Annotated in this window: 17 protein-coding genes and 1 other annotated feature; of the genes, 3 read left to right on the forward strand and 14 right to left on the reverse strand. The window is 37.6% G+C overall.

Annotation, left to right across the window (positions count from 1 at the left end; all coding sequences use genetic code 11):
• Positions 1–231: 231 nt before the first annotated feature.
• The 6 genes from FD716_RS16170 to FD716_RS16200 all read right to left on the reverse strand — a co-directional run bounded on the left by FD716_RS16170 (position 232) and on the right by FD716_RS16200 (position 9105).
• Positions 232–2940 carry a TnsA endonuclease N-terminal domain-containing protein gene (locus tag FD716_RS16170; protein WP_139853270.1) on the reverse strand — a complete coding sequence of 903 codons (2709 nt, stop codon included), beginning with the start codon at positions 2938–2940 and terminating at the stop codon, positions 232–234.
• Positions 2933–4177, reverse strand: coding sequence for a site-specific DNA-methyltransferase (locus tag FD716_RS16175; protein ID WP_228714963.1), 1245 nt, complete (start codon positions 4175–4177; stop codon positions 2933–2935). The genes FD716_RS16170 and FD716_RS16175 overlap by 8 nt, the downstream gene beginning before the upstream one ends.
• A protein-coding gene (locus FD716_RS16185; RefSeq protein WP_088631513.1) for an IS4-like element ISAba1 family transposase occupies positions 4174–5264 on the reverse strand; the annotation gives its coding sequence in 2 pieces (ribosomal slippage) (positions 4174–4724 and positions 4724–5264; 1092 coding nt in all). The genes FD716_RS16175 and FD716_RS16185 overlap by 4 nt, the downstream gene beginning before the upstream one ends.
• Positions 5265–5297: 33 nt before the next feature.
• Positions 5298–5948 carry a DNA methyltransferase gene (locus FD716_RS16190; protein WP_228714964.1) on the reverse strand — a complete coding sequence of 217 codons (651 nt, stop codon included), beginning with the start codon at positions 5946–5948 and terminating at the stop codon, positions 5298–5300.
• On the reverse strand, positions 5949–8828 hold the full coding sequence (locus tag FD716_RS16195; RefSeq protein ID WP_139853271.1) for an ATP-dependent helicase: 2880 nt from the start codon (positions 8826–8828) through the stop codon (positions 5949–5951).
• The gene (locus tag FD716_RS16200; protein WP_228714965.1) at positions 8812–9105 is read right to left on the reverse strand and encodes a hypothetical protein; all 294 of its coding nucleotides are present in this window, start codon (positions 9103–9105) and stop codon (positions 8812–8814) included. The genes FD716_RS16195 and FD716_RS16200 overlap by 17 nt, the downstream gene beginning before the upstream one ends.
• A 68-nt stretch (positions 9106–9173) precedes the next feature.
• On the opposite strand from FD716_RS16200, the gene FD716_RS16210 reads away from it, so the two are divergent.
• Positions 9174–10393, forward strand: a protein-coding gene (locus tag FD716_RS16210; protein ID WP_125269079.1) for an IS3 family transposase whose coding sequence is annotated in 2 segments (ribosomal slippage) — positions 9174–9450 and positions 9450–10393 — 1221 coding nt in all. Because the reading frame shifts where the segments join, the coding sequence is not laid out codon by codon here.
• Positions 9449–9565, forward strand: a sequence feature (AL1L pseudoknot). Its footprint overlaps the gene before it by 117 nt.
• Positions 10394–10429: 36 nt before the next feature.
• On the opposite strand, the gene FD716_RS16215 is transcribed toward FD716_RS16210, so the two are convergent.
• The 6 genes from FD716_RS16215 to FD716_RS16240 all read right to left on the reverse strand — a co-directional run bounded on the left by FD716_RS16215 (position 10430) and on the right by FD716_RS16240 (position 16284).
• Positions 10430–12166, reverse strand: a complete 1737-nt coding sequence (locus FD716_RS16215) for a DUF262 domain-containing protein (RefSeq protein ID WP_228714966.1) — start codon at positions 12164–12166, stop codon at positions 10430–10432.
• A gap of 114 nt (positions 12167–12280) precedes the next feature.
• Positions 12281–12508 (reverse strand): helix-turn-helix transcriptional regulator, encoded by a 228-nt coding sequence (locus tag FD716_RS16220; RefSeq protein ID WP_139853272.1) that lies wholly within the window; start codon positions 12506–12508, stop codon positions 12281–12283.
• An 82-nt stretch (positions 12509–12590) separates the two neighbouring features.
• A complete protein-coding gene (locus tag FD716_RS16225; protein ID WP_139853273.1) occupies positions 12591–13526 on the reverse strand; it encodes a recombination directionality factor in 936 nt (311 codons plus the stop codon).
• 118 nt (positions 13527–13644) lie between these two features.
• The gene (locus tag FD716_RS16230; RefSeq protein ID WP_139853274.1) at positions 13645–14697 is read right to left on the reverse strand and encodes a YqaJ viral recombinase family nuclease; all 1053 of its coding nucleotides are present in this window, start codon (positions 14695–14697) and stop codon (positions 13645–13647) included.
• 160 nt (positions 14698–14857) lie between these two features.
• Positions 14858–15904, reverse strand: coding sequence for a DUF932 domain-containing protein (locus FD716_RS16235; RefSeq protein WP_139853275.1), 1047 nt, complete (start codon positions 15902–15904; stop codon positions 14858–14860).
• A 62-nt stretch (positions 15905–15966) separates the two neighbouring features.
• Positions 15967–16284: a hypothetical protein gene (locus FD716_RS16240; RefSeq protein ID WP_139853276.1), complete on the reverse strand. Its 318-nt coding sequence runs from the start codon at positions 16282–16284 to the stop codon at positions 15967–15969.
• A 798-nt stretch (positions 16285–17082) separates the two neighbouring features.
• Here FD716_RS16240 and FD716_RS16250 point away from each other — a divergent pair.
• The gene (locus tag FD716_RS16250; RefSeq protein ID WP_139853277.1) at positions 17083–18201 is read left to right on the forward strand and encodes a hypothetical protein; all 1119 of its coding nucleotides are present in this window, start codon (positions 17083–17085) and stop codon (positions 18199–18201) included.
• Positions 18202–18308: 107 nt separating this feature from the next.
• Positions 18309–18857, forward strand: coding sequence for a hypothetical protein (locus FD716_RS16255; RefSeq protein WP_139853278.1), 549 nt, complete (start codon positions 18309–18311; stop codon positions 18855–18857).
• 104 nt (positions 18858–18961) lie between these two features.
• Here the strand turns inward: FD716_RS16255 and FD716_RS16260 are convergent, their stop codons facing one another.
• Both FD716_RS16260 and FD716_RS16265 read right to left on the reverse strand, forming a co-directional pair.
• Positions 18962–19828 carry a hypothetical protein gene (locus FD716_RS16260; protein ID WP_139853279.1) on the reverse strand — a complete coding sequence of 289 codons (867 nt, stop codon included), beginning with the start codon at positions 19826–19828 and terminating at the stop codon, positions 18962–18964.
• Between the two features lie 69 nt (positions 19829–19897).
• A complete protein-coding gene (locus FD716_RS16265; RefSeq protein WP_139853280.1) occupies positions 19898–20839 on the reverse strand; it encodes a YagK/YfjJ domain-containing protein in 942 nt (313 codons plus the stop codon).
• Positions 20840–21053 lie beyond the last annotated feature (214 nt).

Here is a 21053-nt window from a genome sequence, read left to right on the forward strand (position 1 = left end):
TCTCAATAGAATATTAGAACAGCGGGACGTTAAACTACCCAAACAGTCTGACGTCCTTTTAAAAAATCTATCTTGTCGCCCACAACTGTGTAAGCCCAACAGTCAATCTAACGCTTTGCGATAGTAAAAAGATGAAGTAATGTCTGCTGGACCAAAGTTTTACGACAAATGACTCATATTCAAATACCCTGTAAAAGGTATCATAAAGAAATCTATGATACCCTTTCCATTTTATTGAATTAAATTTACATTACTAGGTAATACTGTTCGCCCAAGTAACTGCTGATAAATATGCGCATTGGCATCAGTTCCCTTAATCATTTTGTATTCAATCTGACTATGGCTTGCATACTCTTTAGCTGCCTTAGCTTTGGCTAAAACAATAGGATCATCATATTGATGATCACCTTTTACTTCTACAATAATGTACTGACCATTTTTCAACTGTACTAAGAAATCGGGGTAATAATTTCTCAATGCATATGAGTCAGGATCAATGTACTGGAAGTAAAATTCAGTTTTAGATTTATCTGTAAACATGCCTGTAAAGTAGATTTTTTCAACCTCATCATCTTTCAACAAATCCCAAAACAAAGCATATTCAGGATTTGAGTCAAATGTATAAGTATCTAAATTAAAGCTCTTATCTCTATAATTTTCTTGTGTATCCGCATAAGCTGAGGTTCCACCTTTACCTTCGGCAATTTCATAGAAAGATAATTCACCTATTGCTGGTGGAATAATCAACTGTACTTCTTTCTCTATCGTTTCTGACTCAATTTCTTGTTCGTACAATGCTGTAAATAGTCGAGGGATCACAACATCATACAAAAGCTCATTGAACTGGTTTACACAGAATAAAATACTTTCTAAACCTTCTTTCGTTTGATCCAACATCTGTTCAATTTTAATTGGGCTCAAATTTAAATATCGAGATATCTCAGCAACTAAACTTAAACTTGTATATTCAACCTTTTCTTTCTCACTCGTACGATCTTTAGACTTTGTATATTGAGCGGTGTTGAAGTCATTAGCTTGAAGATTAGTCGTCGTAGTTTGGATGATTAAATATTTACCTGTAAGCTCATGCCAAGCATCTTCATTGGTCGGATCGAGATCAAGTGAAGCGCCTTTAACAAATTCTTTTTCTTTAAGCTTAATCGTTTGCTTAACGTGTTTGAGTTTGATTTTTACATCTTCCCTCACTTGAACATTTAGCATTTTCTTAGGTTTAGGACCTTGATCTGAAAACTCAGAAGCAGTCATTCTGAAATTGGCCTGAAGTTCAGTATCAAGAATATCGTAGTTTTCTTTGCTTAAATAAATTGAACCCGTATATTGCTGTTTACCAATTGAACGCAAACAGCGCATAGTCGCTTGTAAAACAAAAACTTTGGATTTAGGTGAACGGTACATTGCAACGCCGAATAATGAACGACAGTTCCACCCTTCACGGCCTTTATTCACCAATAAAATGAATTGCTTTTCAGATCCTTCTGTTCCAGCCACATCTAAATTATTGAAGTTTCGAATATCATCAGAGCTTGTATGAGATGTATCACCAACGTTTACTAAAATTTTATCAGATGAAATACCATGTTCAGCTAACTGTCGCTCTAACTCAGGTTTTAGCTCCTCAATAAGCTCTTCTACAGTCGAAGAAAAAAAAGCAAGTTTAGGTAATAAGCCTTCAGGTTTAAGTCCTTGTGTAGCATCCAAGAAATCTTTTACCGCGATCTTCACAAACTCTTCTGTACGTGTAGTCGTATACGAATTTACTTCTGGGCTTTTCAAATAACGCTCTTGAATCGCATTCTTTAAATTAAATGCATATACAACTTCAGGTAATACATCCTTACCTACATAAGGCGTACCTGTATAGTTAAAACAAGCAACTACATGTGTGCCAGCTTCATTCAAACTCTTTGCAAGCTCATCAATAGTTCTACGTAAACTATTATCCGTCTTTGTCGTACCACCCATCATGTCTCTTTTCAAGGCTTGGCCGAATGAGTGATGTGCCTCGTCTACAAAAATACCAAGTTGAGGTAAACGTGATAACTTTTCAAAACGTTGGTTTGTCTTTAGATCATCTTCATTAGCTGGTAGACCTAAATCACCAAGCAACTCCGTCAGTTCACCAAAATTAGGCTGATCATTTTCAAATAGTTTTTGAGTTGCTGTCTTCTCAGCATGCTGACGTTTAAGAATAATCTTTTGAGTATTCGAAACGACTAAGTTAAATTTTGATCCATCCATTGTGCTTAATGATGTTCCAGCTTCATCAAGGAAGTGAAACTTCAAGTTCGCATCAAAAATACCCACGTACTCATTTGGAACCACCTTGGAAATATCAAATGATTCAATCTCACGCAAAGACTGCAAAACTGTTTTATCAGGTGCAAAAATGAGTGCGTTTTGGCAGAATCTTTTATCTTTAGGAAATTTGTTTGCCAATAAAAATTCATAAAAGATACATGTTGCCATGAGTAGGGTTTTACCCGTACCCATGGTTAAAGCAAAAATATAGTTCGGATAACTTCGGCTGTTATCCTTCATTTTTTTCAGAACAACTTTATAGTTTTGTAATTCAATAACATCACCGAGCAATAAACTGCCTTGTAATGAATCATCTTCTGTAAAGCCTGTTGCCTTTCGACCTTCAAATTGATTTTTTGACTCAAACCAATCTTCAAAAATCTGCTCTACTTTTGAATTCCCTAAAAACTCTTTCAAAAAGATATATGTCTCTAGGGCTTCAAACTGTGGCCGACGTAAAAATGCGTCAGGACGATTTTTAGGATCGTTATAATCTAAAAACTTTTTACTCAGTTCTTTGTAGCTTTTACGAATAGTACCTTTATTGGTTTCGTAAAATGCCCACAAGTAATTAAAGAAGGCAAAGTCTAAGGCTGATGAAGAGTTAGGTTTTTTAGCCATTTGCAAACTCCTCTTCTGTCAAATCACGCTCTAGTGACTCTGAAAGGAGATCTGTAATTTTAATACGAATCGTACCTGCATCTTCAGGAATCGTATATTGGCCTTGTACCAGTTCATTTTTAGCGGGAATATCCGTTAGTGTCGGTTGGAATACAGCACCGTCATAATTCCAGTCGATCATGATACTTTCAACCATTTCACGCCAGTCAGAAACCGATTCTTTGGTTTGTGAAAGTTTTTGTAGCAGGTTCAAAGGATAGAATTTATCTACAACTAAAATCGCACCTTCAACTTTGAATAAAGCTTCAGAGTCACGTTTAAATTGAAGATCGGAACGATCACGTAGAATATCTACAACTTCGATATCAAGCTTATAGCCTATCGACTGCTCCACAAATGCAGCTAAATCAGGTTCATGTCCCATACAGAAGATTGTAATTTTTTCGACTGGCTGATTTGGCTTTTCTTCTTTACGTTTTTCAAAAGCTTTATAATCCACGTTATGGATAAGATCGGCTACATCTGCTTTGGTTGCAATATGGTTCACTGGCATGAGTTTGACCATACGGCCATCTTTTTCGCCATCGTAAACACTGTTAGGAATAGGCTGAATATCTAAGGCTTGAATAAGTAGTTCTTTCGCTTGAACAGGGTTACGGAACACATCGTAGTGATTAACATTATAGACTTCAAAACCAGTATAAAATTCTTTTTCTTCCTCTAAAAGCTGAATACCTTTAAGTTCTTCAGCAACTTTAATCAAACGCTTAGTCGTGGTTTGAATTGATCCTAAATTAATATCAGCTCCAATAAAACGTCGACCTAGCTTCATAGCAACAGATTGTGTTGTACCCGACCCCATGAAACAATCAAATATTATACTATTAGGGTTAGATGAAACTTTAATAAACTTTTCTAATAATTTTTCTGGTTTTTGAGTTGGATAACCTAACCTTTCGTCTGACGCTTGATTTACAAAAGCCAACTCAAACCAATCTCGAGCCAAAGGGCCAGTTTGTTGATCTAAATATTGTCTATAAGTATTTTCATTTTCCTCTTTAGGGTCATTTGTTCCATCTTTTCCACGTAATCGATATTTTCTTCCATCTTCATCAAGATATTTAAATTTCTTTAAAGTTACAGGAGAATAAGTTTCCACAATTTCGGCATAATTAAAAATATAATCACTATTCTTGTTCTTATTATATAAAAATACTCTGTACACGACAAATTTCACAGAACCCTTATCCTATCAGGGTTCTGCCTTCTTAAAATTGCCAAAATTTCCTTAAACTCTTCTTTTTTCCCAAAACCAATTAAACGCTGAATCGCCATTTGAACATAGTCTAAACCATAGCGAAATAAACTCATTGAGAGTCGTCCATGCTTCTTTATTTTTATCACTTTTTTTTGATCATGTTGCCATTCACCCGTTAAGTAACACCAACAGAAGCTTATAGCTAACACCGCAATCAATTTTTTCACTCGTCTAGGGTCTGTCAAGCGCGTATTTTCAAGATTAAACCCGCGTCCTTTGAGACAACTGAATAAGGTTTCAATTTCCCAGCGTAATGCATAATCCTGAATAGCATTGGCATTAAACTGAGGAGAAACGACGAGTAAAAGCTCTCCATTTTCTAACTGTAGTGCACTTATATATAGTTTCACCCGACCAACCAAAATCCGTCGTTTACGACATTCAATTTGACCAACTTTAAGATGGCGAAATAAATCACTAATTTTATGATTCTTTCCTAAATGATTGGTGACAATGAAGTTTTTTTAACACGAATGCAGAAGTTGATGTCTTGTTCAATTAACCATGTAAACCACTGCTCACCGATAAACTCTCTGTCTGCGAACACATTCACAATACGGTCTTTACCAAAAATGGCTATAAAGCGTTGAATCAAAGCAATACGCTCTTTCGTATCTGAATTTCCACGTTTATTAAGCAATGTCCAAAGGATAGGTATCGCTATTCCACGATAAACGATTGCGAGCATCAGGATATTAATATTTCGTTTTCCCCATTTCCAATTGGTTCTATCTAAAGTCAGTTGCACTTGGTCGAATGAAAACATATTGAAAATCAACTGAGAAATTTGACGATAATCAAAATACTGACCTGCAAAGAAGCGCTGCATACGTCGATAAAATGATTGTGGTAAGCACTTGATGGGCAAGGCTTTAGATGCAGAAGAAAGATTACATGTTTGCTTTAAAATAATCACAAGCATGATGAGCGCAAAGCACTTTAAATGTGACTTGTTCCATTTTAGATATTTGTTTAAGATAAGATATAACTCATTGAGATGTGTCATAGTATTCGTCGTTAGAAAACAATTATTATGACATTATTTCAATGAGTTATCTATTTTTGTCGTGTACAGAGATAAAAATATTGTGTCATGTTTATGGTTAAAGTTACGTTTTGATGTTTCTCTTTCTTTATAACACCAAATAATTTCATTAAGAAAATTTTCACTACCAAATACTTCGTCTAGAATACATCTTAATAGATGCGATGCTTTATTATCACAATGTAAATATATCGATCCTTTAGGCGAGAGAAGCTCTCTTAGTAGAATAATCCTGTCTCTCATAAATTGTAGATATTCATCATTTGCCCAAATATCCGTGTACTGCTTTTCTTCAAATGCACTTTGATCATTCTCTGCTTCTGCACCTCTTAAACTTACTTTTTTCTTATAATCTGCTTTTGAGTCAAACGGTGGGTCAATATAAATCAAGTCTACTTTGCCACGAAACTCACGTAGCAAATGTGACATGACTTGAAGGTTATCGCCCCAAAAAATCTTATTGAGCCAACCATTAACCGCTTCACCATGTTGTTCTTTTAATTGTGCTGGGTAATAACGAGTTGAAGTAAAAGGACGTTTCCCTTTCCAATTCAACATCGGGTAGCCTTTAATTGGCTCAAACTTAATTACACCCTCTTGAGAGTGTTCTTCAGGCAAATCTAAAGTGTTATTTTCAGTCGTCATTTAAAGACTTTCCTTCACAAAATTCCAATTTTTACGATCACAGTAAAAGCGCATATCACAGTTGGGGCACAGCTTATCAGGTCTGCAACTCATCCCATAATCTTTCGCTTCAATACGAGACACAACTTGATCAAACTGTTTAACAGTCTGTTCGATCTGATCACTTCTCTTATCAAAACTCACATAAGGCGAACCTTCTGTTTCACCCGTATAGTAAAGATGCATTCTACTTACGGTTTGTCCTGTTTTCTCTTCTAATAAATGCGCATACAGCTGAAGCTGACGTTGGTACGTTTCAAATCTCGTTTTTTCTTTCTCTAAATCAGGTTTACGTTCTGACTTAAAGTCAATAATTTCTACCGTACCATTTTCACCACGGATTAAATCAATACTCCCTTTTAAAATGTACTGATCTTTCACCAATGAAATTTCAACTTCAGCTTCTTGCAAACGATCAAGCTGTCTCTTTTCACGATCGAAGTAATTTACAACATGTCTTTCAATCGCCTTTAAGGTATTCGGCGCCAAGAACTGTCGTTCTTTCTTAGACAAATAAATATAATTGGTATTCAGCCAATTTTGTATTTGTTCATGACTCACCAAATGGCCATCATTACGCAACACCGCTTTATGAATATCCTCAATGGTTTGATGAACTAAAGTACCGAAGATCTGCGCACCCGCTCGAACTGGATGAAACTCAAGTTCTTTAAAGAATCGATATTGCTCAGGACATGCTTCGAATAATAGAATATGTGAGGTAAAAGCATATTCACGCTTTAAGTTCATTTCTTTCACTTGAGCAAATTCGATCTTCGATAAATCTAATTCAGGATGCCTCCAATTGACTAAGCCATCAACAACTGGTCTAAAATACTTAGACGGTGAACTACCTGCACCTTTTTTTACTTCTGCTGAAAGTACCAGTAAATTCTGAGCACGAGAAAACGCCGTGTAATACAAGCGCCAAAAGTCAAAGTTTTTGATCAATTCAAACGGCTCATAAGGTGGCTTGCTGAAGTAATTATTTTCTAAAATTTCATCTAGGTTATCGTGACTTTTTCTTGGAACGCCTTCTAAACTACAAGTAACAACGACTGGATATTCCAACCCTTTAGATTGGTGAATCGTCAGGAATGATACACAACCACTTGGTGCATATTCAGAGTCATCTTCATATTCCCCTATACCACCATCTTTCAAGAATCTAAAATACTGGTTAAATAGATCTGTCAGATTCTTGTCCACAAATTCACGAGATATAACCGTAACGTAGTGAAGATGCTCAAACTTAGCCAACAGAGATGAAAATTTAGATAAGTTCCGAGCAGCACGACCTTTATCTAAACCATTCAACGCCTCATCTGAAAAGTACTTACTAAATAATGGAAATTGCAACGCCTGATAAAACAAGGCTGTAAAAGCATAATCTGTATTTTCAACAAGTTGATAATGTGTGCGAGCTCGTTCCTGTGCCCACTTTAATAAATCTTGATTTTCAGGTTTCTGTAATTCCTCTTTAATTGAAGGAATACATTGCTGATCATAGTAGTCCCAAATGGCAAGCTTAAGATTCTCATTCCATTTACGGATATTGAAATACTGCGGGAATAAAAAAATAAACAGGCCTATGAGTAATTTAATTTCTTCACGGTCAAAAAATTGATTTGAACGTGGAGAATAAACAGGTATGCCTTTTTCTTCTAAATAGTTAGCGAGGCCAACTGCCCGATCACTTTGTACTGATCTAAATAAGAAGGCGACCTGATTCCAATCCGTTAAACCATCACTTTTTAAAGATAATAGAAACTGATAATTTTCTTCGTACCAATCTTCACGGCCTTCTGCTACTACTTTAATTACTGACGGAACTTCAGGGAAGTCATCTTCTCTAGCGCGTATGTTCTTATCATAACGAAAACGATTAACGCCTGAACCCCATTCTAACCTTTGCATCCATTGGCCAAAGAAGTTCACAATATCAGGATGAGAACGGTAATTCGTTGTGAGCTGAATTTGCTTACATTTATGTTCATCAAAGTTCTCAGGAAATTCTAAAATATTCCGAATTGTTGCCCCACGAAAACGATAGAGGCCTTGGTCATCATCCCCAACAACGCATAAGTTTTGAGCCTCGCCCATCAATAACTTTAAAATACGTTCTTGGATGGTATTGGTATCTTGATATTCATCCACCATCAAGTACTTAAGCTTTTGCTGTAGCTCCAATACGACAGTTGGCTGATTTCCTAATAACGTTAATGTCTCGTATTGAATCGTTGAAAAATCAAGCGCATTATTTTCTTCTAATAATTTATGATATTTTTCTAAACATTCACCTAATATTGTAACTTCAATATCAGGTGCTTCTTTTAACTCTTCGGAGGTTAAAGCTTCTTCTGTCACTTTATTGAGCAACATTAAAAGTTCACTTGCCTGATTCCAACGCGACTGCTCTTCTTTGATTAACAAATGAAAGTTTTCAATCTCTGCAAATTCTTTCATTTTTTTAAATAAAAGAAACTGCTGATCAAACTGATCGTACAAAGTAAAGCTACGCTTTAAGCGTGTGTACTGCTGATTCTCTTCTAATATTCTCAAACAAATTGAATGAAACGTACCCAAATACATTTCATTCAAATTTAAGTCTATCTTTAGTTCAAGCAACCTATTTGAAATACGTGTCGTTAACTCTCTTGCAGCCTTCTCAGTAAAGGTTACGACCAAAATTGACTCAGGCTGCACACCTTTGACTTGAATCAGCTTGACGATACGCTCAACTAAGGTATAAGTCTTGCCAGAGCCAGGGCCTGCAATAATAAGAACAGGGCCATCTAAAGTATTTAGAGCTTCTTGTTGAGCTTTATTGATATTCGACATTATTAGCCTCACACAACTGTTCTAAGTTCTGACTTAAGAAATTTAATCCAAGTAGTGCAACCTTTTCTTCTATTGAGAGCTTATTTTGATCTTCATCTAATTTTAACAATATGAAATCTAAAATTTTTAAACCACGATTTTTAACATGATCAGGACTCCAAGTAGATTCATTTGCAACGATTTGAGCACTTAAAGAATCATATCGATAACCTCGATTACGATATTGGGCACCTTTTTCAGATTGATCTACTTTATATATAAAAGGATCATTCTGCATACTCGAATTATCTGAATGTGAACCGTACCGGGTTTGTCGGAGGGTCAATATTCTGAGAGACTATTCCGATGAAAAAACCAAACTATACCCCCGAAATTAGAGAAAGAGCGGTTCAATTACTAATTGAATCTGAAAAAGATTATCCTTCTACTTGGGCAGCAATCACAGCTATTGCACCTAAGATTGGTTGTACTCCTGAAACATTGCGTGTTTGGTATTTAAAGCATATGGATCAACTAAATCCTGCCAAAGTACAACAGATATCTGACCAAGAAAAAATGAAGCAAATGGAACGTGAAATTAAAGAATTAAAACGTGCCAATGAAATTCTACGTAAAGCAGCCGCTTTTTTCGCCCAGGCGGAGCTCGACCGCCCACACAAATAATGGTGGATTTTATCCATAACAATAAAGATCGATATGGTGTTGAAGCGATTTGTAGAATTTTACCGATTGCAGCTTCGACCTATTATCGGGCTTTAGATCTCGTTGATAACCCAGAACATCGAGCGAAACGTGCTCAGCATGATTTACATCATGCAGAACAAATCAAACGTATTTGGAAAGAAAGTTCAGGTCGATATGGTGTACGTAAAGTCTGGCAAAAATTGAAACGTGAAGGCTATGTTATTGCACGTTGTACAGTTGCTCGATTGATGCAGAAGCTAGATATACAAGGTGTTTGGCGTGGTAAGAACAAACAAACTACCCGCAGCCGAGATGATCAAAAACGAGCAGATGATTTAGTGAAACGGAATTTTAGTGCTGATCGACCTGACCAATTATGGGTCAGTGACTTTACGTATATTCAAACCAATTCTGGCTGGGTCTACACTGCATTTATTATTGATGTGTTCTCGCGAGCAATTGTTGGATGGAAAGTATCTACACGGATGAATACAGATATGGTGCTCGATGCATTGGAGCAAGCATTGCACGATCGAGGCATGCCAAAGAATGTAATTCATCATTCCGATAGAGGTGTTCAATATCTTTCTATTCGCTATACCAATCGTTTAGAAGCAGCAAATTTACGAGCATCAGTCGGTACGACAGGTGATTCATACGATAATGCTTTGGCTGAAACGGTGAATGGCTTATACAAAACAGAGGTGATTGAATATTTAAAAGCAGATTGGCAAGGTTTAGCGGATGTACAACTTGCGACATTAAATTGGGTAGATTGGTTCAACAAAAAGCGTGTACACAGTGCACTGGGTTATGTATCGCCTTTTGAGTTTGAAGCAATGTACTATGATAAGATTAATCCGTTAGGTCAGGTGGCCTAACTTAAATAAAAAAGTCTCCGACAAACCCGGTACGGTTCAATGAGTAATCGCTAATAAATTACCTAGACTATTACATAAACGCTTTCTTTCACCTTCAGTGAAAATACTAAACTCATGCCAATTAAGTTGTAACTCATCATATGCACTTTTACGTTCTGATGAATCATCACCATTACAAAAGGTTTCTAAACTCTGAAAAGCACTTTGTGGATAAATATGCTCAATCGAATCTCTACTTTTAAAATCTTTCCAAATTAACTGTGAACTTACAGCAGATACTTTATTTTTAGTTCTTAAAAACTGATCATACTCAAAAAATATATATTTTAAGCCACCCCACTTATAGAAACCTTTCTTCTCTTCAACAAGATATTCAATCAAGTTTTTAAATTTAGTAAAGCTATAATATTCTTTTGTGTAAGTATCAATTGAATCACAAATTGTCTGAGAACCAATTTCCCCTCTATAAACTAATGCAGACAATCGGTAAAGCTTACTATCTCCTGTATTTGACTGCCTATCAGCAGCATGAAAAACTTTAAAAGCAAATTTTTCTAGATGTGTACAAATATCAAGTAAATTTAATTTATCTGTATTATGTAAAATCGCCAATACTAAAGGTTTAAATGCGGCTCTAAATCCAACACGATGTAATCCTAAAATTTTAATACGTACATTATCGTCAGCATCTTCAAAATATTTAGGATGATGTATTTGATTCCAATAAACTGAGCTTTTTTGCAAAGATTTAACGTATTTCTGAATATCTAAGGCTTGTAATTCATTTACATATACACGTTCAATCGTAAAAAAATGATTAAATAAATGTTGGACATAAACATTAGACTCTGACCGATCATATTGCCCAAAATACATGATCCAATGTGCTTTGATAAAATCATCATCATCTAAAGGTGTACCCTTTTCAGCCCCTAATGATTGATAAATAGTAATCCATGCTGTATTCACTGATTTTATAAGTTCATTTTTATCCTCAAGACTTAAACTCATTTTATCGATAAGATACATAAGTCTGTTCTTCAATTTCTCAAGTTGAGATAAAGGTTTCCCCCTATTATTCATAGTTTCAAAAACTACATACTCATCCAACTCATTAGGTAAAATATATTCATTAAGCCTCAATCCTGTTGTTACCTTATCAAACAGAAATTGCAATGCTTCTACCTTATTGGAAGCATCCTCTAGATAAAACCCAACAACTTTTTCAAAAAACTTCCGTGCTTTAATCAGGTTTTCAGTATAAATACTTTCTTTACTATCTCCTTCAATTTCATCAAGATTAAGTATATGTTTTCTGAAATATTTATCACTTGGGTTATCTTGATCATAACCAAAAATATATGCTTTTCTAGTACCTTTAGAAATATAAAGATAATGAAATTCCGTATCTCCATCACGATCCCCGAACTCATACTCAAATTGTTTCGAGTATTTAACCAACACGGTAATTAAAATCAGAATCGAAGTAATTCGCTGTTGGCCATCAACTATCGAATATTGTGCTTTTCTAGGTAACCACTCTTTGTAATCTGGACTCGTATGTTCAGCTAACGTTAGTAATCCAGTATAATGCCATTTATCATTAGGAATATTTTGAATATCATTCCAAAGATCCATCAATTGGCCTTTAGTTTTTACTAGATCTTTACGTTCTTTAATTTCAGCATCATTAGCCCAAGAGTAACCTCTCTGATAAGAAGGTATTCTTAAAATTCTATCGGTAAAAATGCTATGTACTGATTTTAAATCCATATGTCTCTCAAAATCTAAAAAATAGAATAATTGATAAAATTAAGAAAATGATTTTAAACTATTTTTATAAAGTATAACCATTTACAGAAAATAAGGGAGCTTTCGCTCCCACGCTTATCGACTTTGTATTTTAGCTTCAATCCATTGATGAACTTCCAAAGCCACCCAACCAATACGTGATTCACTTAGACGTACTGGTTTTGGAAAAGTTGGATCATAATATTTTGAGCCGACATTAATCATTTCATAAATCTTCGCACGACTAATACTGGTGAATTGAATGACATCTTTAATATTAACAATTTGATTCATCTGAAAGGTTTGACCTGTGAACGCATTCATGATGTTTACTCCTAATCATTGATGCGAGCGTTACTGCTCAAATAATCGGGATGTCTGTAAAAATTTAACTTTCGCTTAAATATCAATTCACTGCCCTCACGCTCCCCTGCAATCCATGCTGAATCTCCTGTGCACTCACTTCCATCTGGTTAAACTTAGGCTTTACTTTATTTCGAGCCGTGATTTCAGGCTGTACCGATTCAGCTTCAGAATCTTGATTGCTATAAAATTCCTCTACCAGATCCAAACCCTCCTCCCCATTCACTTCAAACCTCGCATTTGCATAACCCTGCCGTGCCATCTGATCCAAAGCCAGTTGATTAAAACCTGCTGCCTTACTCTTCTGATCAATCTCCTTGGCAGTTTGAATGGCTTCTTGTAAATGAACGCCATCCCGTAGCGTTAAATCCACGTAATACACAGGTGTTCGATAGCTTTGTGTGGTTGATTTCCCTCGAAGCGTTAGTTGTAAGGGAAGACAGGACAGCAAGCCATTGGATGCTGCATGGTAATAACTGAGCCGAGCGGCCAAAGTTCGAATGCTATTAAAGCCTGTGGTTCTAAATATGAATGTGCCCAGTTCATCCGACTCATCCAAATTCACATACAAACGCCCATAAGGCTTACACAGTCCACCTTGTGCCAAAGGACATAAGTCTGGCGATGGACAGGGATGATGTTCAACCCCTTGATTGGTCAGTCGTTGGCAAGTTTCACCATTACCCACGCAAACAGGCCGACCTGTCTGACGATCAAATAAGCTGTACTCAGCACGTAAATTAAGTTCAGGATCATTAAAGATCATACGGACTGGGATTGAACGGAGTTTTTGATTGGGTGCTTTGGCTCGAAGTTGTTCATCGAGTGGATGTTTTACCCAACCCTCTTTATTTTGGATTTGAGAGGTCAAGGTAAACTGGTCATCCTTTTCAGGGACACGTTTACCATTCTTTTCCACCATCTTGCCGATACTGATTCGTCCAAGTATTGGCGGTGTAATCGCTAGACCTTTGATCATGTTGATTTTCCTCTTTGTATAAATTGAATAGGCATAAAAAAGCCCATGCTGTGGGCATGGGCTGATATGAGCTTGCTTGTTGGTATTTAGCGTGATGCTTGTACGGATAAAAATGGACTTATCCACCGTTAGCATAAATCTGAAAACGCCGTGTCCCTTGCTTGGCTTGTGGAAACTGATTTAAATATTCAGGATACTGCTTGAGTAAGGCCTTACTGTCTAAGCTGACCGAATCTTTGGACTTTTTCCACGTCACTGAACCTGCTTTAAAAGTGGCTCTTTCAGCTTCGTGCATCTTGGCCTGCAACTGATGTTTGATTAAGTCAAATTGCTCCTGATGCTTTTCAACTTGATTACGTACTCGGATCAGTTGTTCAAACTGTTGATTGGCTTGCTCATCTCCAGATAAGTCTGTCGTACTGAGTGGTACATGTTCTGGATACAGAAGCTGTAAGGCTTTAGCTGCCGATTCGCTGGCATCTGCTTCAGGTGGGGTATCCTTTTCCACGCATTCCCAGAAGTAACGCTCGGCATTGACGATATGCTGGATCACTGACTCAGAACGCATGACTTTAAAAATGCGTGTTTCATGTCCACACAGCAAAACACAGATATGTGCGGCTTTCTTACCTGTCACAGCCAATTGATGTTGCACTTGGCAAAGTACATATAAAGGCACACCATCGCGCCACAGCTTGGCACCATACTCCCCTGCGGTTTTACACTCCAGTATTTGTACTTCAGCATTGCCCACAACGGAGTAATCTAAGTTGGCCAACATAAAATGCTTGTCTGGATCACGGTGTTGTAACACGGCATTCACGCGTCGGACTTTATGCTGAGTATGCATGCTATAGAATTCTGCAACTAAAGGCTCAAGCCGTTTGCCCCAATATAAAGGTGCATGGCCTTCACTGTCCTCTTCAATGTTTTGTTGAATCCGCCCTGTCTTGATCATCCACAACTCTAACATCGACATATACGGATTCAGTCCACAAGCAGCAGCACAGTCACTGCTGCCAATGCCTTTTCTCCGAACTTCCAACCATTCGGATTGAGTTAAGTTTCGGGTATCGACAAAACGTTTCGCGGTAAATAATTTAGGAGCAATAAAAGGTTGAATAGGTGTTTGATTCTTTGCTATGACTGAATTTGAAATCGCAGTATTCATATTCTGTTTTCCTGTATTTTATTAAAATTTGGGCATAAAAAAGCTGTGTCCGAAGACACAGCTTTTAATGGGATAATCCAGATATGTTGTGAGTATGGATGGATAGATCAGCTTGTATGCCAACTTGAGCGGTGACTTGTATGGTACAGAGCGCTCAAGCTCAATTCAGCATCCTTAACGCTTGTTCGAGTCCACGTTGTTTTAAACCTGCCCCAGCCCCGAACCATGCTGAATCCAAACGATGATCCTGACTCATTGCACGACGTTCATGGTCGCAGAACTCTGTAATTGAGCACAGCAAACCATAAGCCGTATCTTTGGCTGAACTCAGTTCTGCACCACGGCCATGCCCGTTAAACATGGTCATGACTTTAGACATGGCACGTCCATTCGGTTCAGCCTTGTTTTCAGCTTTAGTGGCTGAGTTGGCTTGTGTGGCGACATTGCGGTAGAACTGAATAATGCCTTCATCCTGTTCTATTGGGCTGAGACTGGTATTGTTAAACACGGCATCAAAATAAGCGGCTGCTTCGGTCTGCGTCACTTTACGCTGACTCAGTTGTTTCATTTCATATATGTGTTCATCCCATGCACGCACGGATATACCGAGTTGCTGCTTAATTTTTTCTGCATCGAACTTGGTACTGTGTGGCACTTTGACCACACCTGCACTTGAGTTCTGACCTTTCAGAGCAATCGCTAAGGTGTTGTTACAGACCACACGAATGGAAGTGAATTGTGCTGTGGTGGCGAGAGTGCCATCGCAGGCAGTGGCTAAGAGAATATAGCCATTGCTGACATCTTTGCCTTTTAAAGCAGAAGTCTGTCCAGTTTTGGCTAATGCCCAGAATTTCTTCCCACCTTTGAGTACACCCGCGGTTTCCAGTTCAAAGCCAGATTGTTCGGTCAAATCGCGATAAAACTCTAAAATCTGTTTGGGTTGGACTTCCTGATAACGCTGGCTGACGACGGATAATGGTGCATGGGTATCAGAGCGATAGAGTACGCGCTGTTCTTCATAGGGCATGATAATGCTTTGCCCACGATCATTTTTAGCCATATAACTGACATCAGAGGATTCAATGCGCCAGTTCATGCCTGCCTGCTGTGCCCAGACTTCTATCGGTTGATTTTGCGTCAGTGGATTACCTAAGCCATGCCAAGGGGTTTCACCGACATACGCCATGTTTTCAATTAAATGAGCCATGATTTTAATTCCTGTAAAAGTTGAATTGCTGTAAAAGGTAATTGGATAAATTCATTTAAAAATTAGTTACGGATGCTCGGACTAAAATCGCGGTCACAGTCATTACAGTAATAATGTCGGGTATAGACAGGATGTGAGCTGTTTTGGACTTCATCCTCCGTCATCAACATCCAAATGCCACCGATCAGCACCCCGACGAGGGCACCTGCAATCGGGGGAATATTTAAACTTTTAGAAACACTGATGCCCAACGTCGCCAATGCCAAAGGTGACATCACATTGTTTTGCGCTGAAGGTGAATTGCTGTTGATGACGAAGTGTTGTGGAGATTCCAGCAGTACCGTGTCTCGGGACTGACAATAAGGACATGGCAAACTCATCTGACTAATTCCTGTAATAAAAATGAGTGAAATAAAAAAGCCTGCTTTGGGGGAAAGCAGGCAAAACGTAAATCGGGTTATTGCATAGGGCTGTTTTGAAAGAGCCACATGCTTCTCATTCAGATGATATGTATCTGTATTTTTTTAGAATGTGATTTTACTTGATGCTTTTTTAAATCAATTTTAATGATTGGATACAGGGATCAATTGACCTGATTTTTATCAGCGATTATGATGCAAGGGCTGGCCTACATTGCCAGTCGGTTTTAGCAGACCGTTTCCTAAGTACACTAAAAGATTTCATCTTTTGGTGTGTACCCTCGTGCTCCCTCTGCGGTAGAACGGGAGGGGGACACCTTCGGGTGTGCTGATTCTTAGGTTCAGTCTGCTAACCCCTTTTCGTTCTGCCACCATTATTTAGCAGTGATGCGGTAGAACTTCTTAAATACCTAAGGAGTCATCAATCATGACGCTATTCAATTTGTGTGCATCCCCTGCACTCGCTTCATTTATACCTACTTCTCAACTTCGACATTTCATCCCGATTCCAACATTTTATTTAAATTCTGTGTACTGATTGATTTCACCACACTGATCAACCACTGCATTTTTAATTCAGGGGCTGCTTTGTGTTGGATAAAAATCATGAAACTTAGCATGCAGCTTAATTGGCTTGTCCTTATTGTGCTCACCAACCGCACCTAGAGCCTGTGACAGCCAAATAAATATGTTTGAAATTACAGTCAATTTCATAATTCATTTTAAAAACTTTAAAATATTGGATGGGGAAATAAGAGGATGAAATACATTGCAATTGCACTGCTGACCAGTCTCACTTTGGTCGGCTGTTCAAAACCACAAAATGATACAAAGAACGAAGAACTGACTCAAAGTATTGAAAAAATGTCATTGAATGATGCTGCCCCTGCACAATTTGCTGCTTCCCCTTTGATTATCGCTCGAAATAAAATCACCACTCCTCTGACAAAAACAGCAAAAGACTTTCAGGAATTAATCAAAGATGAGGGGTATTTTTCTTTTTATCCGCCATATGAAACGATATCTGGGTTACAGATGTTTTTTGAAAATTCAGATGTGGCTGAGTATTGTGCAAATTGCGTGAATTTCCAGACGGTTCTCAATGAATTAAGAAATACTCTGGCTTTAAAAAATAATCAAGTTCTGGTGATCGGGCATACAGGTCAACAGTTTCCTGCATTCACCTTTGCTTTGGGTGATCATTATTCCTTTCGTGCAGCACATGACACAGCGATCAATTATATAAGATCGACCATGCAGGTGCTTCCACCTCAAAAAGATCAATTTGAAAGTACAGAACAATATCAACAACGTATTCAGACGCTTCAAAATGAACTGGATAATAAAAATGCCAATCTGAATTATGACTTGAAACTTTTAGAAATCAGTTTAAATGCCACTTCTTCACAAAGTCTGTTCATGCCCAGCAGCTATACACCCAATGATCGACCAAGTGGCCCGATTGATAACTTTATTTACTATGATGCTGATTCGAAACAGTTACATTTTGAAGATATGAATTTCGCATCTGATCTTATCGTCAATTTCACCGCACCATCCACCCCAGAGTTAGCCCAAAAGATTATTACAGCTGCTGGACAAAAATATGTCGGTTACATTTTTAACTTTAATCAGAATAAATTGGCCTTGGATAGCTTAATCATTTATCAAGCAAACCATACTCAAACTGGTTCAGCACATGAGCCTATCGCAATTCTTGAACCGAGTACGATGTCTTTTCAACGCAAGCATTTCAACGGTATCGAAAATGCTCGATTAAAGAAATTTGATGTCCCATTAAAAAAGCCCATGAACTTTGATTTTACTTTGGATAATTACACGCCTATCGAGAATGTATTTAAAAAGATCGGTGAGTGATTCCCAATTTTATTAAATCAAGCAAGTAATTGACCTAACAATTAAATATACAGATTTGGGCTTCGCCTCTGTAGATCAAATTATTCGATGAAGAACAGGTACTTCTAATGAATTTTATTCCCTCTCTTTTTTTATCCAGTGTATTGCTACTAGGCTTAACCGCATGTAGTCCATCCAAAGAAGCTCAAACTACAGCAGAGGTAAAAGTAGTAGACCCAGCAGGCACGCCAGAGCAAAATACAGCCTCTGCTGAAAATAGCACTTCTGATCAGCCTGAGACATCCAATCCACCCGAAGATGATTTTATGGTTGATAAATCCTTTTTAGAAAATGGCGCCGATGCTGAGCAAATGACAGAACTGTCACAGGAACAACCGATCCAAGAACAGTTTGAAGTGCGTGTCCGCCGTGATCAATCGCAATATTCCATGACAGGCTATGTGGATAAACTCAATATCATGTCACTGAACGATGATCCCACCACCTTAACAGGTGTTTCAATCAATCGCGGCAATTGTAGAACCAAAGGGTTTTATGATTATCAAAATATGCGCTATGGCTCAGTAGCCCAAGTTTATCTTGGCTGTCCTGCTGAAAATGTGCGTGAGGTGACCATCACCACCAACAGCGGATTGACTTATACCTATAATTTTTAGGCATGAATGAAGCGGCTTTGTTTTCGCTTCAGTGTTTATGGGAATAAGTTTATTCCCATAAGACCACCCATCGATACATGTTAGAACAACATGTTCCATTGTCTTTAAACCAAACTTAGGCCGATACGCTGACAATCAAAGGTCTTTCTACGATGCCTTGTCACTCTTAAGTAATGATTATTGGCATGGCTGTTTAAACGGTTTTTTACAGCTTGCAAAGCACGTTGAATCTGTTTGTCATCCAAACAATTGACCGAGATCCCTTTCAACTCGTGCTCTTTAAATGAAATAGCACCATAGCCATTAGTGATCTCCAACCATTGTTCACCGATTCTACGTGCATGATCCGTTAGAATGACAGCTTGTGCCTGTCCAGCATAAATACAGAATAACTGAACATAGTAGCCCTGCTCTGGATCATGTTTGATCTGCCACAGCACCGAATGAATTGAACGAAACAGCTCGGTATCTCTGGAGCGAATTAACTTTAGAAAAGCACTCAGGTAGAGATCAAGATCATATAAACGAATCACTGATAGCGCTTCAGGTTGAATCCCTAAACAAATGGGAAAGATGATCAATTGATCTTGTTGTTGTATACATTCTGATAAGAAGCATTCAGCCTTTTTCATCTGTTTCTTATACTCGTTCTGATCATATTGATAATCCGCTTCAATCAACCCAGCTTGATCTTGTACGTATTTGATAAAACCGTCCACCACATGATCAGGTAAGTCTTGAATAGAATCATAGAACTTAAACGCATTGGCTTTAAAGATGATCTGCTCAAGATGCTTAAACACAATAATCGCAGCGATATAATTATTCCCATCTACAAAGAATCGTCTGGATTTCTTAATCAAGGGAACGATCTGCTGTTTGAATTGTTCAACACTGATTTGATTGGCTAAGATTGCTTGAATAAAGTTTTCAATTTCACAAAATGTTTGAGACTCATTGTAAGTCGTCATGGTAAACACATCCTAAGCTATTTATTTCATAGACTTAGGAGTGCCGTAACTTTTTAATGGTGATCTAATCTAGAATCCACATTGCTGCAAGGTTTGGGCTACACCTCTACGCCAATGCACTTCAAATTGGCCCGTACCAAAGCTGCGCATTCGAGGCAACATAGCCCGTAAATGCTGTGCATATTTTTCAGGATTGACCAGATACATGGCCGCATTCAAAGCATTGCTTACTTCCAATTCAACATTGCACTGGATATGTCCTACACCTAATCGATTAAGTTGCTTAAACTGCTGCTTATGTTCCGTAGTATTACAATTAAAGTACCATCCCAGATTACCTGTAATGCTTTGCCATAATTTTCCAACTTGATCAGCGAGATACCAGTCACTCAAACGTTTCGATGGATCATAGATTAGCAATAAGTGGCAATGATAGCCTTTATTTGCACCCTGCTCTAATGCCCATGCATATCCTCTCAACCCCATGAAACAGCCATCTTGATTTGCTATACGATTTCTTAAAATATCCATATGCTCTTGAACATCTTGAATACTGATATACACCTGTTGTTCTTTAAGATAACCCAAATCAACACGAACAAATAAAAGTTCAGAATAATGGGTAATGAGTTTAGTCAGATACTGATACAGTGAATTTCGATTCTGCTGTTCTTGTTGGATAAAACGAGCATACTCATTCCAATAATCATTTTGATATTGATAGAGTACACAGCATAGGGTTTGAACTTGCTGAGTATTAAAATTTAAGATCTGTGATGCAGGTTGACCATTCAGAAAGTAATCAATCCATTGCTTACATTGAATAAAGTATTGGATGGATTCAACATAGTGAAGCTGTGCTGAATAGAAGCGCTGAAAGGCTTCATATAATATACTGAGTAACTGTTTGAATTGTTGTTCATTCATCTGTTCAAAACAGGCGTCATAAACAAAATCTTCAATCGCAGTACAAAGATTAGATTCATTCCAAATCACTGTAGTCAAATTCATGTTGTGATACTCATCATGTTAGGATTCATATCACAGCCATGTCTGTAATCTTTTACTTGCTTACCCATATATATGAGTAAAGAATCAATCAATAATAAAATAAGATATTGATAAGTATATAATTAATATTAGATATAATAACTTTAATAACCCGCTAAGCTCCATCTACGACTTAACAGTGAATCGATTAGACCGACTGGGCTTAGAACACATG

Source organism: Acinetobacter pullicarnis, assembly GCF_006352475.1.
GTDB lineage: Bacteria > Pseudomonadota > Gammaproteobacteria > Pseudomonadales > Moraxellaceae > Acinetobacter > Acinetobacter pullicarnis.

What these genes read in the sequence shown, in the direction of transcription:
- FD716_RS16170 (WP_139853270.1), bottom strand. Translation starts at nt 2,940, where the DNA reads ATGGCTAAAAAACCTAACTCTTCATCAGCCTTAGACTTTGCCTTCTTT.
- FD716_RS16190 (WP_228714964.1), bottom strand. Translation starts at nt 5,948, where the DNA reads ATGACGACTGAAAATAACACTTTAGATTTGCCTGAAGAACACTCTCAA.
- FD716_RS16195 (WP_139853271.1), bottom strand. Translation starts at nt 8,828, where the DNA reads ATGTCGAATATCAATAAAGCTCAACAAGAAGCTCTAAATACTTTAGAT.
- FD716_RS16200 (WP_228714965.1), bottom strand. Translation starts at nt 9,105, where the DNA reads ATGCAGAATGATCCTTTTATATATAAAGTAGATCAATCTGAAAAAGGT.
- FD716_RS16215 (WP_228714966.1), bottom strand. Translation starts at nt 12,166, where the DNA reads ATGGATTTAAAATCAGTACATAGCATTTTTACCGATAGAATTTTAAGA.
- FD716_RS16220 (WP_139853272.1), bottom strand. Translation starts at nt 12,508, where the DNA reads ATGAATGCGTTCACAGGTCAAACCTTTCAGATGAATCAAATTGTTAAT.
- FD716_RS16225 (WP_139853273.1), bottom strand. Translation starts at nt 13,526, where the DNA reads ATGATCAAAGGTCTAGCGATTACACCGCCAATACTTGGACGAATCAGT.
- FD716_RS16230 (WP_139853274.1), bottom strand. Translation starts at nt 14,697, where the DNA reads ATGAATACTGCGATTTCAAATTCAGTCATAGCAAAGAATCAAACACCT.
- FD716_RS16235 (WP_139853275.1), bottom strand. Translation starts at nt 15,904, where the DNA reads ATGGCTCATTTAATTGAAAACATGGCGTATGTCGGTGAAACCCCTTGG.
- FD716_RS16240 (WP_139853276.1), bottom strand. Translation starts at nt 16,284, where the DNA reads ATGAGTTTGCCATGTCCTTATTGTCAGTCCCGAGACACGGTACTGCTG.
- FD716_RS16250 (WP_139853277.1), top strand. Translation starts at nt 17,083, where the DNA reads ATGAAATACATTGCAATTGCACTGCTGACCAGTCTCACTTTGGTCGGC.
- FD716_RS16255 (WP_139853278.1), top strand. Translation starts at nt 18,309, where the DNA reads ATGAATTTTATTCCCTCTCTTTTTTTATCCAGTGTATTGCTACTAGGC.
- FD716_RS16260 (WP_139853279.1), bottom strand. Translation starts at nt 19,828, where the DNA reads ATGACGACTTACAATGAGTCTCAAACATTTTGTGAAATTGAAAACTTT.
- FD716_RS16265 (WP_139853280.1), bottom strand. Translation starts at nt 20,839, where the DNA reads ATGAATTTGACTACAGTGATTTGGAATGAATCTAATCTTTGTACTGCG.